General features: G+C 41.0%; 11 protein-coding genes. 4 read left to right on the plus strand and 7 right to left on the minus strand.

Translation table 11 applies throughout. The features are described from left to right. Nucleotides 1–33 precede the first annotated feature (33 nt). From GD002_RS07240 to GD002_RS07250, 3 genes are all read right to left on the minus strand, one after another. Entirely contained in the window at nt 34–1,614 is a 1,581-nt protein-coding gene (locus GD002_RS07240; protein ID WP_153731678.1) for an amidohydrolase, read from the minus strand. Between the two features lie 331 nt (nt 1,615–1,945). Further along, a complete protein-coding gene (glnA, locus tag GD002_RS07245; RefSeq protein WP_153731679.1) occupies nt 1,946–3,280 on the minus strand; it encodes a type I glutamate--ammonia ligase in 1,335 nt (444 codons plus the stop codon). Between the two features lie 184 nt (nt 3,281–3,464). Continuing rightward, nucleotides 3,465–3,818 carry a DUF3307 domain-containing protein gene (locus GD002_RS07250; RefSeq protein WP_153731680.1) on the minus strand — a complete coding sequence of 118 codons (354 nt, stop codon included), beginning with the start codon at nt 3,816–3,818 and terminating at the stop codon, nt 3,465–3,467. Between the two features lie 120 nt (nt 3,819–3,938). Between GD002_RS07250 and GD002_RS07255 the strand changes: the two genes are divergently transcribed. The 3 genes from GD002_RS07255 to GD002_RS07265 all read left to right on the plus strand — a co-directional run bounded on the left by GD002_RS07255 (nt 3,939) and on the right by GD002_RS07265 (nt 7,264). After that, a complete protein-coding gene (locus GD002_RS07255) occupies nt 3,939–5,069 on the plus strand; it encodes an HD domain-containing phosphohydrolase (RefSeq protein ID WP_153731681.1) in 1,131 nt (376 codons plus the stop codon). Nucleotide 5,070: 1 nt separating this feature from the next. Continuing rightward, nucleotides 5,071–6,885, plus strand: a complete 1,815-nt coding sequence (locus GD002_RS07260; RefSeq protein ID WP_194841503.1) for an adenylate/guanylate cyclase domain-containing protein — start codon at nt 5,071–5,073, stop codon at nt 6,883–6,885. A gap of 76 nt (nt 6,886–6,961) precedes the next feature. Further along, complete coding sequence (locus GD002_RS07265) at nt 6,962–7,264, plus strand: YunC family protein (RefSeq protein ID WP_153731755.1); 303 nt, start codon at nt 6,962–6,964, stop codon at nt 7,262–7,264. A gap of 36 nt (nt 7,265–7,300) precedes the next feature. Here the strand turns inward: GD002_RS07265 and GD002_RS07270 are convergent, their stop codons facing one another. The 4 genes from GD002_RS07270 to GD002_RS07285 all read right to left on the minus strand — a co-directional run bounded on the left by GD002_RS07270 (nt 7,301) and on the right by GD002_RS07285 (nt 10,407). Continuing rightward, entirely contained in the window at nt 7,301–8,548 is a 1,248-nt protein-coding gene (locus tag GD002_RS07270) for a peptidase U32 family protein (RefSeq protein ID WP_153731683.1), read from the minus strand. 12 nt (nt 8,549–8,560) lie between these two features. Then, on the minus strand, nt 8,561–9,475 hold the full coding sequence (locus tag GD002_RS07275; protein WP_330583379.1) for a peptidase U32 family protein: 915 nt from the start codon (nt 9,473–9,475) through the stop codon (nt 8,561–8,563). Nucleotides 9,476–9,940: 465 nt separating this feature from the next. Next, nucleotides 9,941–10,177 carry a hypothetical protein gene (locus GD002_RS07280; RefSeq protein WP_153731685.1) on the minus strand — a complete coding sequence of 79 codons (237 nt, stop codon included), beginning with the start codon at nt 10,175–10,177 and terminating at the stop codon, nt 9,941–9,943. A gap of 38 nt (nt 10,178–10,215) precedes the next feature. Then, nucleotides 10,216–10,407: a hypothetical protein gene (locus tag GD002_RS07285; protein WP_153731686.1), complete on the minus strand. Its 192-nt coding sequence runs from the start codon at nt 10,405–10,407 to the stop codon at nt 10,216–10,218. Between the two features lie 727 nt (nt 10,408–11,134). Here GD002_RS07285 and GD002_RS07290 point away from each other — a divergent pair. Next, on the plus strand, nt 11,135–14,971 hold the full coding sequence (locus tag GD002_RS07290) for an AAA domain-containing protein (protein WP_194841504.1): 3,837 nt from the start codon (nt 11,135–11,137) through the stop codon (nt 14,969–14,971). Nucleotides 14,972–14,982: the final 11 nt, after the last annotated feature.

Below are 14,982 nucleotides of genomic sequence, written 5' to 3' on the forward strand. Positions count from 1 at the left end.
AGTTTTCCCTCTACACCACACGATAAACACTAATCAGTCATTCTTTTTTCGTTTATACATAACTTCACCTGCAACGACGGTCTTATCTACAGTGATTTCTGGTATATGATCGGTGTCTACTGAAAATATATCTTCTGAGAGTATCGTAAAATCTGCATCAAAACCAACTGCAAGACGACCGCGGAAGTTAGCTTTTCCAATGGTAGTGGCGGCTCCAGAGGTGTAAAGTTGAACTGCTTCAAAACGGCTTAACTTTTCATTCGGCAAATAGCCTTCATGTTGTTCGAATGGTTGACGTCTGGCAATTGCAGCGTGGATTCCAAGTAATGGATTGGGATCTTCAATCGGTGCATCGGAACCACCTCCACAAATGAAACCTTTATCGAGAAGTCGTTTCCAGGCATATGCCCAATGTAGTCTGTCCATGCCAAGACGCTCTTGGACCCAAGGGAAATCAGACGGAACAAAAGTGGGTTGGATATCTAAAACAATTGGAAGTTTTTCCATACGCTCCACCAAATCATCTCGCAACAAGATCACATGTATAAAACGATCCCGTTTCCCTTCAGAAACGGGATACTTTTCCAGGATATCTAGTGCTTTTTCAACTGCTAGATCACCAATCACATGGATAGCGACGGCTTCTCCGTAGCTACGAGCCAGTTTAATATAGTCCTCAAGTTCCGCATCAGTCAACATAGCAGTACCTATATTACTCAGTTCATCTGCATAGGGCCTACTTAATAACGCGGTTCTACCACCCAAAGCTCCATCAATAAAGAATTTCATTTCACCCGGTTCGACCCAAGGTTTATTATATGTAGCTTGCTCTTCCATTAGTTGTGGAAATACACTGAAATGGCGTAATAGATGCGCACGGAATTTTCTTTCGCTTCCTAGTACCTTGTTAAATGCTTGTAAGGGTGTATGGTAGTTGCCGTAATAGCCTAAGTCATCTGTCACAACGCCTGTTAAACCTACGGAAAGTAGGTGATCTACTGAAGTTTGTAATGCTTTGGTAACGTATGCTTCGGATGGTTCTGGCAATAGTCGTAACACTCTTTGCATAGCGCCTTCCTTTAATAATCCAGTAGGTTCTCCATTAGCATCACGCTCAATGACACCATCCACGGGGTCAGGTGTATCTTTTGTAATGCCTGCCATTTCTAATGCTTTCGAATTAACAATGGCAGCATGCCAACAGGTACGTTTGAGTAGCATAGGAGAGGTTGTCACATGATCAAGTTCATATCGCGTGAAGATTTTTTTATCAGGAAAATTATTTTCATCCCAGCCTTCTCCAATGAACCATTCATCCTCCGGAAGATCGGAGTATGCTTGCAGCAACATATCCATCATGTCATTGGAAGATGTAGCATGTGAAAGATCCAACCTGAGCAACTTTTCACCTTGACCGATGATGTGCATATGGTTGTCGATAAAGCCGGGATAGACAATAGCTCCTTGCAAGTCGATGGCTTGTTCTGCTTGTTCCTTCAACTCAACATAGGAACCGACTGCTGTTATTTTTCCATCTTCTGTTAGTAGTGCATCTATTGTGTGTCCTTCACTTTGCATCGTATAAAAAAGCCCATTATGCCAAATCGTCTTCATACCCATTCCTCCCTGCTCTCTATAGTAAACCGCAGAAAGCGAATGAACAATAAAAAGAGCCTGTCCGAAAAGTCGTTTTTCACCTGACTTTTCGGACAGCTCTTATTTTTGTATGGATAGGAAAATTTCTGATTATCCTAGTGTTTGTAAGAAGGTGAAATATGCGGTAAACGACTCGTTTGGCTGGTTGTGTGGTACGTAATGCTCGATCGGAAATCTCACCCAACCGCTCATAGAAACCACATATGTGATCATAAACCTCAGCCGACCGCTCATAGCTGCAAAAAAACTGCCACTGAAAGATATTTCACTTTCAGGACAGCTCCTTCTCTTAATACATTTTCATATAACGCTCAAGTTCCCATGGGTGAACCGTGATTCGGTAGCTCTCCCATTCCCGATGCTTCGCCTCACTGAAGTTCGCGTAGATGTGTTTACCAAGGGCCTCTTGGATCACCGTATCTTCCGATAAAGCGATCAGTGCATGATCTAGGTCTGTCGGTAATGTCTCTATCCCGTTTTCTTCTAGTTCTGTCGACTTCATTTCATAAATGTTGCGGTCAACAGGTTTTGGCGGTTCAAGTTCTCGTTTAATGCCGTCCAGTCCTGCTTTCAGAATAGTAGCTAATGCTAAATATGGATTGGCAGAAGAGTCGACGGAACGCACTTCCACTCTCGTGCTCATGCCACGAGAAGCTGGAATCCGGATTAGTGGGCTACGGTTTTGTGCAGACCAAGCTACATAACAAGGAGCTTCATAGCCTGGTACCAATCGTTTATACGAGTTGACAGTCGGATTTGTGATGGCAGTAAAGCCTCGAACATGATCCAGTACACCTGCCATAAATTGATATGCTGTTTTGCTTAGTTTACGATCATCGAGTTCATCAAAAAATACATTTTCTCCATCTTTAAATAAAGAAACATTACAGTGCATGCCTGATCCGCTAACTCCATATAAAGGTTTTGGCATAAAGGTGGCATGAAGTCCGTGTTTTCGTGCCATTGTTTTCACGACTAGTTTAAATGTTTGGATATTATCACAAGCAGTCAGAACATCTGCATATTTAAAATCTATTTCATGTTGGCCAGGGGCTGCTTCATGGTGAGATGCTTCCACTTCGAAGCCAAGTTCTTCTAGCTCTAACACAATATCTCGACGACAGTTTTCACCTAAATCCATCGGTGCCAAATCAAAATAGTCACCATGGTCATTTAATTCCATTGTCGGCTGTTTCTGATCATCTAGTTTAAAAAGAAAGAATTCTGGTTCTGGTCCTAAGTTGAAATCTGTAAAGCCCATCTCTTTCATTTCTTGAATGACTCGTTTCAAGTTTCCACGAGGATCACCTGAAAACGGTTCCCCATTTGCTGTGTAGACATCACAAATGAGACGAGCTACTTTTCCTTTTCCAGAAGGCCAAGGGAACACCATCCACGTATCCAAATCAGGTACTAAATACATATCGGATTCCTCAATCCGTACAAAACCTTCTATAGAAGACCCGTCAAACATCATCTTATTATCTAGTGCTTTATCGAGCTGGCTGACTGGGATCTCTACGTTCTTAATCATGCCAAAAATGTCAGTGAACTGAAGACGAATAAAATTCACGTTCTTTTCTTCTACAAACTTATAAATGTCTTCTCTTGTAATGCTCCCCATCATGCCACACTCCTTTTGATTGTTTGAAACGAATGGTCTTCGTAACATTTTTATATAATAATTCAAACCACTATACAAATTCAAGCATTTATTTCTATTTTTTTAAAGAAATCTAAGACTTAAGTTCTTGTTTTAGACAAAAATAAAAAGTTCTCACAAGGAGAACTTGAAAAATGGTCCTATTTTACCGATAGAAGAAGTGCGCGACAAAACCTAAAACGAGTAAATGAAATGTTTGGTCTGTCATGATGAGTAACCAATTACCTTCTGGCTGTTTGACACCCATTATTTTTTTGGTCCACCAGACGACAAAAATACGTTTGTCTAACCAGACATGACTAATAAAAATGATCACTACAGCGATAATAGGTAAAGGAAATCCTCCGATTATTACAGCTGTACTTACAGAGAATGTATAGATAGAACAATGAGTTAGCAAAGGAAACAATTTATCAGCTTTATTCATCGCCATCCATGAGGATTGTAATAAATAATCTCCAACTAAATGGCCGAGAAGTAAATAAGTGAATAGATTCATTGGACGGTCCTCCATAATGAAAAGTGAAACCTAGTAACTATATTTCGAATAACTATCATGATAATATTAACATAAATATGAAAAATACAGAAAATTTTTTCTGGGAAGGGGGTGGCGAAGATGCCAACTAGCAAGATAGCGAGACTTGAATCGGATCGTTTGCTAGCTGTTATTTTTGAATACATGACAAAGATAACAGTTGAAACAGATATTGAAAAGATGGTCATGAACTTAGCCGATCTGGGCAAGGAGTTAGTGTCTGCTGACCGCTGTACTGTTTGGCTGCATGAGCAGAGTGAGAAACTTCTCTGGACGGTAGGTGGGCATGGCGTGCAGAAGATCACGATACCTGATGATAGCGGTTTAGTTGGTTACACTGTGAGGACGGGTAAAGAGCTGAATATTGAGGATGCGTATTGTGACAGCCGCTTTAACCGAACTATAGATGAAGAAACCGGTTATCGAACTGACTCTGTACTGTGTATACCATTTCACAATGCAGAAGGTTCCATTATTGGTGCGTTCCAGGCTATCAATAAATTGACAGAAACCAAGATATTTACAGATCATGACCTGGAGCTACTAAAAATCGCCTCCAACTTTGCCGGTAAATCATTGGAAGCGTTCATTTTACGCAATGAATTAGTAGAAACACAGAAAGAAATTATTACTACAATGGGTGAAATCGGAGAAAGTCGATCGCAAGAAACAGGCTTTCATGTGAAACGCGTAGCGAAGTATTCCTATTTGCTAGCTTGTTTATCCGGTATTCCCGAAAGTGAAGCGCTGAAATTCAAATATGCTTCTCCCATGCATGATATTGGGAAGGTGGCAATTCCAGATAGTATTTTATTGAAACCAGGTAAACTAACCGAGGATGAGTTTGTGCTAATGAAGCAACATACGACAATCGGTCATAATGTTTTTAAAAAATCGAAACGTGAATTGTTGCAAATTGCCTCCATTATTGCCAATGAACATCATGAGAGATGGGATGGCAATGGCTATCCTAAAGGTAAGAAGGGTGAGGACATCCACATTTATGGCCGCATCACTGCAGTTGCAGATGTTTTTGACGCGCTGGGTAGCGATCGCGTGTATAAAAAGGCTTGGCCGCTAGAGAAGATTACTACGTATATGGCAGAAGAACGTGGCAAACAATTTGATCCTAGATTAGTAGATTTATTTTTAGATAACTTAGACCAGTTTATTGCGATCCGTGATGAATTCATAGATGGAAGTGATGTGTGAAATGAAAAACGTTCTTCATTTTCGAGATGAACGTGTATTGAATTTGAAGCCTTCGATCGTTTGGGATTTGCTTGCCAATACGAATGAGTTGAACAAGTATGTGGGAATGTTTCCAGTGAACTTTAAACAATTTACAGTGGAAGATGATCAACTCATCCGTTGGGCGGAAACAGTAGTTTTTGGGTTGATCAAAATGAAGTGGAAAGAGCATGTATTTGAATGGGTGCGCCATTCCTATTATTCAGTAGAACGGGAATATATTGAAGGGCCATATACTTCCGTGTTTTGGTCGATTCGTCTAGAACCGCTTCCTGAAGGGAAAACCAGAATGCATCTTCACGGAGACTTTACCTGCCGCTATGCACTTGGGAAAGTGGCTTTACAGACAATTGTCTATCCGCAGTTGCGTAATATGATTACATACGCTTTGGAATTCGAAAAAAGTGATGGCAAGAAAGTACCTCTTGGCAAAATGAAGATTGAGTTGGAGACTGCTCGTTTAGAAAAAGCGATCTCTTTGTTAAGGGACACATTCCTGAATGAAGAGATGATCCAAGCATTAGAGGACACCATTCGTTTTGGTGCGGACGAAGAAGTAACCGATATGCAGCCCTATTGGTGGGCAGCTAGCCATCAGTTTGATCGATATGCAACTGTGGAACTGTTTCTATTTGCGAATGCTGCAGGATTGCTCGACTACGATTGGAATCTGATGTGTCCGAACTGTCGTGTGCCAAAAGGAAAAGCATCCGTGCTGAAGCAGATGACCAATTCTGTACACTGTGAATTATGCGGTGTAGATTATGAATTGGATTTTGACCGCTATGTTGAAATGAAGTTTCATGTCAATGCGGCAATCCGTCAAACCAATCAGACGACTTTCTGTATTAATGGACCTGTCCAGTCACCTCATGTCCTAGGACAATTTAGGATTGCTCCCCGCAGTAAAAAAACTGTTAAGTGGCCTCTTGTTAATGAGCCTATTAGGTGCAGAGTTCTAAAGCAGAATGATACCGCAGAAATTTCAGGTTCAATTTGTGAGTCAGCCGCCATCACGTATACGACGAATGGTTTTACTCAATTAACGTTTCCGCAAGCTAGCCTATATGAAATCTCCAATGAAACCGATCAAGAAATTGTTTTGGTCATAGAAAAACAAGATTGGGATTCGTACGCTTTGACAGCGAGAGAAGTTACATCGCTGCAATTATTCCGCGATTTGCTGGGATCGGAAGTCCTTGCGCCTGGCCTTCAGATTGGTGTTGGACATATGGCTATTCTGTTTACTGATTTAAAGGATTCAACACAATTATATGAGCAAATAGGAGATGCACGGGCTTACTCCGATGTACAAAAGCACTTTAATTACTTGATGAAACATATTAAAGAACATAAGGGAACGGTCGTCAAAACGATAGGTGACTCCATAATGGGCGCCTTTACTAGTAATTTGGACGCGTTTGAAGCAGCGGTCGCAATTCAGCGCAGTCTGCCCCACTTAAATGAAGAATTGTCTCAGCCAGTCCAAGTGAAAGTAGGCTTTCATGCGGGTTCAGTGATTGCAGTAAATGCGAATGACGTACTCGATTACTTCGGTGGAACCGTTAACAAAGCTGCACGTATTCAGCAGCAAAGCAAGGGCGGTGACGTGGTAATCCATCGTGATTTGTATAAACAGTTAGCTGAAGAACAACCAGAAAAAATTCGTGAAATGCCGATTGAATCCTTTGCCGCCCGCTTGCATGGGTTTGAAGAACAAACGGAACTAGTTCGATTTTCGTTTACTAGAGTAACATCTCCTGCAGATAGCGCATGAGATGTTTTTGTCTTTCACTGAAGAAGCAACTTTTCCACCTGCCTTTCATATATTGGAATGGAAAGGGGCGAATGAATTGATTGAAAATAAATCGATCCTAATTGACGGGAAGTCATTTCAAGCGGTAACGGTCAGATTGCCAAAGACGACGTTACTGACAGTTTCGAATGACAAAGGGTATATTATGTGCGGTGCGTTGGACGTCAGCTTACTCAACAGCGTGTTGGCTGATCGGAAGATTATTGCAGGACGTGCGGTTGGAGTGAAAACAATTGAACAGCTTTTGGCAGCACCGTTGGAGTCGGTGACGCTAGAAGCGGAACAGCTCGGTATAACAGCAGGAATGAAAGGGACGGACGCTTTATTGAAAATGACATAAGAACAGGCGCCTCACATGAAGTGAAGCGCCTGTTTGTTATCGTTGTTTTCTCATCATGTCAAAAGGTTGTACAGGTTGATCGACACGCATTTTGACTGTCATCATGGCGTTTGGAGCACGGTTGATCGGTTGGTCGTACTCATCCCACAGTTCGCTGATTGTCTGCTCGAAATGGACAAAATTCGGACCGTAAAATTCGATCTGATCACCAACTCCGAAGTTGTTACGTTGTTGAATCACTGCGACGTTCGTCTCTTCGTCATAGTCGAGCACTTGGCCAATAAAACTATAGGCGGGGATTTTACGAGGTTTCCCAAAGAGTTGTTCGTGTTCGCTTGGGACTCCATAATAAAAGCCGCTGGATAATTCACGCTGTGCTACTTTCCACAGTTCATCTTCCCATTCTTGATTGAAGACGTAGTTGTCGGGATCTGCGCAATACTTATCGATTGCCCTACGATATACATTGGCTACAGTTGAAACATAGTGAATCGATTTCATACGGCCCTCGATTTTTAAACTGTCGACTCCGTTTTCCACTAAATCGGGAATGGAGCGAATCATCGCCATATCCACAGCGCTCATAGAAAATGCTTCTTCTTCCTCGCCACCTAACATGGAAGAACGTTCAGCAGCCTCATCTACTTCAAATAAGCCATACTTCCAGCGGCAAGATTGTGTACAGCCACCGCGGTTGGCATCGCGATCCGCCATATGATTCGATAGCGTACAGCGTCCTGAATAGGAAATACACATCGCGCCATGAATAAATGCTTCAATTTCGACATCCGTCTTTTGACGAATTTCCTTAATTTCTTCCATGCTGACTTCCCGTGCCAAGACCACACGTTCCAGCCCTTCTGATTTCCAAAAATTCAACGTTTCATAGTTTGTGGCGGAAGCTTGTGTAGAGAGATGAATAGGCAGCCCTTCTGCTTCCATCGCGCAAATTTCAATCAGTGCAGGGTCTGATACAATCACAGCATCGATTCCAATATCTCGCAATGTCCGGAAGAAGTCTCCGGCACCTTCCACGTCGCCTTCATGCGCCACCATATTGGCAGCGACATATACTTTTGCGCCATAGCGTTTCGCAAACTCAACTCCTTCTTGCATTTGTTCATACGTAAAGTTTCCCGCACGACTTCGCAATCCATATGCGTTACCGCCAATGAACACAGCATCTGCTCCGTAGCGAATAGCAGTTTTTAGTTTTTCTAACGTTCCGGCAGGAGCAAGTACTTCAGGTTTTTTTGTAATTACACGTTTTACAGTTGTTGTCATCACGGATTCTCCTTATTGAATGTCCTCTGGATTTTTCACAAAAAAGCCTTCATCCAAAGATCGTTCAGCCGGATGAAGTAGCTGTACTCGTTTCGTAATATCACTCGCATATTCGCTTGACCAATTGTCAGTGTTGAGTGTGTTTCGTGCTTCAGAGAAGAGTTTTACCAACTCAACAAAACGATCCCCTTTTGTAAAAAGACCATCTAATTTCCATTGCGTAATCCCAGCACGGGCAAGTATGTCCAGTTGTTCACTCAAATTTACATCATTCGTAGCAAAAATATGCGTACCGTTCCGGTCTTCATAAATGGAATAATGTGTTTCTTCTTTTTTCGGTTCTGCTAAAAAAAGTGAGCGTTCATTTGTGGTATTTGATTCTCCCACATAATTAAAATAGTTTTGGACTAGTGGACGTTTTGATTGGTGGATACACGTCGCTCCATAAACAAGTACTTCTACAGGGACGATCGCCTGTTTGCTGATCAATAGCAATTCCTCTTTGGTCAGTTCTCTCGCAAGTACGGCTCCGATTGCTCCTCGTTTCGCCCAAAAGTTCACTTGATTTGCACTTGTGACCATTGTTTGCGCATCGTAAATAAAAGGGATGTCGATTTGGTGCTTCTTCAGCAGATGAATGACGCCTGGGTCGCCGACTGTGATTGTGTCGACTTGGATATCATGTAAGAATTGTAAATAGGGCACAACCGTTTTGATTCGATCATTATGCATAAGCGCATTTACAGCAACGATTACTTTACAACCTGTATGGTGTGCCAGGTGAACCAATTCTTTTTGTTCCTCTCGTGAGAAAGAAGTCGGCAATCGAAGTCCGAATTCATCTTCTCCTATGTAAAGCGTGTTCACGCCAGCTTCTAGCAACTTCTGTGCCTGTCCCATGGATTCAGCTGTTGCAATCAGTTCAATCATCGGTTCGCTTCCTTTCAATTACTCACTAGATGAGTACATAATGACTTAATTATAGAGAGAAAGTAGGTCGTAAGTCGTGTCGATCTGGTGAACTTTTTGAATTATTGTGGAAGGAAAGAGGGGGTATTGTACTATACAAAATGAATAGCATGAAAAAACACGAGGAATAGCTCCTCGTGCCAGCTTGTAGACAAACTAATCTTATTCAAAAAATGTAGGCTTTCTGTTTTTTTTAAGATAGATAAGCTACTTACTAAAATCAATGAAATACGCTAGTTGATCGTAGTGGAAGGCGGCGACTCCTGCGGGAATAGCATGAGCTGAAGACCCCGCAGGAGCGTAGCGACGAGGAGGCTGAAGCCATGCCCGCGGAACGCGTCCGCCTGGAATGTAGATCAACGGTATTCTTCCCACTTACTTTGCTTTTGTCTACAGTCTGACACGAGGAATAGCTCCTCATGCTTACTCTTTATTATATTTTTCTTCGCTTGAAGAACGGTTTTTTGTTTCACGGTGGTGTCGCTCCTCTTCAGCTTCCATTCGTACATCTTCTAGGGGGATGGGATCTACTGTTTGCATATCTTCATGCATATCGTAAATGCTTTCTTTATCGGTTCGTAAATTTTCTGGATTGTCCATATAGGGGCCTTTTGCATTTGGACGATCTTTTTCTGTAAACACTTTTTTCTTTTCGTTCATTGACATCGACTCCTTTACTTTCAGAATGTAATAAGGGTTCAGTTAAATAAAGTTCCTAAGAGCCCTTTTTTCGATTCATGCTGCTGGTGGTTTGTGCGTGAACGTTCCCCACGCATTGGAGTATTGGAAAAATCATCAAATTGCTTAGAAAGTTTCTCACGTGAATCCTTATTTCTCATTAAATAAGCTGCGCCTAATCCAAGAGCTGTTAACGCCATTCTTTTTTTCATCAAGAATTCCTCCTCATAGTAGTTGCTTACTCTTTGTTTTCCCTGATTTTCTCAGAATAAACACTACAGCTTGATGACAAAAAAAGTAGAGGACCGTCGTTCATCGGAAGATACCGACTTCTGACAATCCCCTACCTCTTAAAAATGCGGAAAATTTTATTGTTGCGACTTCCATACTGACGAAAAAATGTACTCTCGCCGTATTCGACTACACTGCTCAACTTCATAACAGGAGCAGTTCATTCAATTGCACTTGCACAAAAAACTTACTTTTACTACTTGTACTACTGTGGAATCCATAAAAAAGATTCTTACAACAATCGAGTGTACCAGTTGCCAGTAAAGAAAATTTTCCGCCAAGGCTGTGCAGCTCTGCTGGAATATAGGACCCAAATTGTAATAGTCCGTTCATAATTCCATCAGTTTGCCTTGTTATGATTATGATACCCACTGATCATAATAGCTAAACATATTTAGTGAGAATTTTTTTATGCATCTGTACGTTCTTCACAGCAAGAAGCAGAAATTAAAGAGGTTATGTAAATAAATAGCTATAGACACTTTCCTAGTATTGTTCGGGAAGGTGTTTTTCTTTCTCGCGATAAGAGAAATTTTGATCTATAATAAAGCACTGAGGTGAAGGCTTTGAACAATGAACAGCTAGGGAGAAGCATGATCGTCAATCTTGCTAAGAAAACCCCTTATATTATAGAAAGATATGTACTACATGAGTCATGATGTAAAGATCGGAGTCGTCACTTGTAGTCTTGAAATTACAAAGAATGCTCGTAAAGGTTTAGAACAATGGTTTTTAAGTGAACAGGCATTTGTTTCGTCTGAGTCCACTTTTGATATATATATTGAGAAAAAACCTGCTAATCGTCAAGGAAACCAATCATACTCCTTATACTTTGATCCTCATACCAATAAAAAGTTTGCAAAAGAAGTTCAACAACGAGTGGCGGTCATGGAATGTGTTCTTAAACCAGATGGCTTCGTTGCTACAGGCTTTCATGTTAGGGGAGCAAAGGAACCTGTCCAGACGAATCGTCGGCTTCATATAGCAGTAAAGTTCCGATTGAATCGAGCAGGAGTAGCTTTACCTATTCAATTTTACACAAGAATGCGTGAACTGCCTATAGCAGAAGAGCGTTCAGAATACGTGAAAAAACGAATTGAGAGTTGGGAAGGCTATCTGCAAATTGCCGAGAAGAATGCAGATGTAGAAGATATTTCATGTACCTTCACTCAATCCAGCTTTACTAGTGATTTTACAAAGCTTCGTCTTCATTGCAAAGACTTGCAAACTAAAAACTGGAAGCAGTTGAAAGGCTTCAGCGTAAAGGTCATGGAGCTATCTACAGAAATAGGACAAATCGTCGACGTGCAAAAATCTCAAAACCTTATTGTAGTAGAACTGAATCAACGCTTTAAGATGAGATCACGTCAGGAACAATGGCTACCTAAAAGGAATAAAAAATTAGTCCTCACAAATTTTGCTGAATTAAGCCAGATCAGAAGGCTACGCAAAGGTTTCAAAGATTTGCAAGACGGACTTGCAGCAAATGCTAATTTAGAGAAAATTTTATTTGAAGAACGTCCTGTAGTACAGATTAACAATAAAAACCCTGAATTAGAATTTCATAATAATTTAAATGAATATCAGAGGGAAGCTGTTACAGGAGCGATGAAATCACATGATCTCTATGTTATTCAAGGCCCACCAGGTACAGGGAAAACGACAGTAATTTCTGAGATTTGTTACCAGAATGTTAAGGCGGGCTTACGGACATTGGTTGCATCTCAATCGAATCTCGCTGTAGATAATGCACTGGGGCGTTTATTAATGGACCCAGCGACGCGAATTTTACGATATGGTCGATCCGAGAGCATCGAAGAGGAAGGTAAGCGATTTATTGAAGAAAATGTAGCGTTGAATTGGCGAAATGAAACGCTAGAAACAGTACGAGCTACACGGGCTGTATATAAAGCGAAGGATCTAGAAATGCAGGAACGCATAGAGCAGCTTGAACAAATGATTAAGCAGCATAAAATCACTAAATGCGAGCTAATAGAACAGATAGATGAGCAAAACCTTCTGCAAGAACAACTACTCGAGTTAAAAGGTCAGTTTTCAGCGAAACAATCAACTATAGAACAAGCTACCATGCAACTTTCAGAAAAACGCCAGATGATCCAACAAACAGAACAAGAAATGCAGCAACTTACGCTGGAAATTAACGAGTTGCATTCGATGCTAAGCCAACTGCCAAGTGAAGAAAAAGTAACAGAGCAATTGACAGTCTTGCAAAGCGAGTTGAAGACGTTAAAAGAATTTCGGATTTACATCGAATGGCAAGAGAACTTGCAAAAAGTAGCACGCACACGTCAAAACCTCATAACGGAACGTAATGAATTACCAATGCAAGAAAATGTATTACATGTAGCTTACGAAAAAATAATAACAATTAATAAAATGGAAGCTTTGCAAAAAGTACTTGCTGAACACCGTGTAGAACTGCCAATCCATATCATCTTACAGTCGAATGAATTACAGCGCCTTATAAAAGCAATCGAAACAGGTGAATTTTCATACGAATTTCAAGAATGGAAAGAACTTTATGAACGATTCCAAACAGCTATTGGAAAAACTGAACGGCTTTTGTTGATCCATCGTTATCCCATCACAACTATTGAAAAACGCTCTACCGACAACTTTACAACGGTACAAGAAATGCATGATATGATCGATCGACTCGGCAGATTCTTAGTCGATCCAGCGACCAAAACCGCATTGCAACACTCGGGCACCTCATCAGTGAAAACAGCCGTCTTACAAAAGATTGCGCAAGGGATATCTTTGTTTTATGGAAAAGAAGAAGAGGTGCGCACAAAAGGATTAGTGATTCAGCAACAACAAATACAAACTGTGAAGAAGCTATTTACTGAAGTCAAACAGAATGTTCTTCAAAACTTGAAAACTCAACAACGTGAAATGCAACATAAAATTCAACAGTTTCAGCGACAGGAAGCGGAACTGCAAAAGCAACAAGAAGAGATACAGCAGCAACTGGATAGTTGGCTAAAAATTAATGATCCGCCCGATGAGAAGTGGAATTCGGAGGGAGTAACTCGTGAAATACACACAATCGAGACGTCTATTTTCGAATGCCAGCAACAGATGCAAAAAATTACCCAAGCTACTAAAACATTAGCAAATAAAAAGCAACAGTTACTTCTGATGAAACTGCAACAAGAAGAGCAACTACAAAAAAGCGAGACACTAGAACAGCAGAGAAAGCAACTACAACAAGAGAATAGTCAGTTACAAGAGCGAATGGATGAAATAGTCAAATTAATAATACCTGACTTAGAGCGGCAGTTGTCACAAATAGTAGATGCACTTCGCGAAACGGAAAAGGAATTCCAAGAATTGATCAAGGAACGAGAGCAGTTGCCTGTTTTGCAGGAATTACAAGCGCAATGGGAGCTTCTTTTGCAAGAGGCAAATGATTATGATCTGGATGAAATTAGAAAGCTATATGTAGAACATGCGAATGTCATCGGCACCACTTGTGTCGCTTCCGCTTCCAAAAAGTTTATGGAAGAATATCCAGTATTCGACGTAGTGATTATTGATGAAGTATCAAAAGCTACACCGCCTGAATTGCTATTGCCCATGCTAAAAGGAAAAAAAGTCATTCTTGTTGGCGATCATCATCAACTGCCACCGTTAGTCGGGCAAGAAACGATGGATGAACTAGTAGACCAACAGAAAGATCCCGAAGTTCAGCGGGAGATGAAAAAGCTATTGAATGAATCGTTATTCGAAAGGCTATTTCGAACACTTCCGAAGCAAAATAAAACCATGCTCAGTATACAATATCGTATGCATGAGAGAATTATGGATACGATCGCCCCTTTTTATAAGGAAGGGAATTATGAATTGCAATGTGGACTATCTGATTCCGATAAGATGCGAGACCATTTATTGGAGAGCCCCATAATTTCAAGGAATGATCATTTACTTTGGTTAGATACACCGAATCAATCTCCATTTTTCGAAGACAAAGTCAAAGGGGGAACCAGTCGATTTAATGAATCTGAACTCACAGTTATTCGAGATACCTTGGTGGAAATTGAACAGGCGACTGAACTGGCAAAAGCAGAAGGTCGTATGAAAGCGGAGGATAAGAAAAGCGTGGGAGTTATTAGCTTTTATGGCGAGCAAGTGAAGCGGATTGATCGTTTGATCCAGCAGGAACTTCAGCCTAAGCAGTTACATTGTCGAACGGGTTCAGTTGATAAGTTTCAAGGAATGGAAATGGATATCATCATTTTAAGTTTTGTTAGAAATCATGATCATTCAAACGGTGATATTGGTTTTGCTAAAGACTATCGACGATTGAATGTGGCATTATCCCGTGCTAGGGAATTATTAATTATTGTAGGAAGTTCAGAAATGTTTACCGTTAGAACAAAGAGCGCATCGACACGGGACATGTACCGTCAGCTTCAAAACGTTGTTGAGCAGTGTGGCGGTATGAAGAAAATGGAATGCTAATGAGAGAAAGG

Origin of the sequence: Sporosarcina obsidiansis (assembly GCF_009651005.1) — a bacterium.
Taxonomy (GTDB): domain Bacteria; phylum Bacillota; class Bacilli; order Bacillales_A; family Planococcaceae; genus Sporosarcina; species Sporosarcina obsidiansis.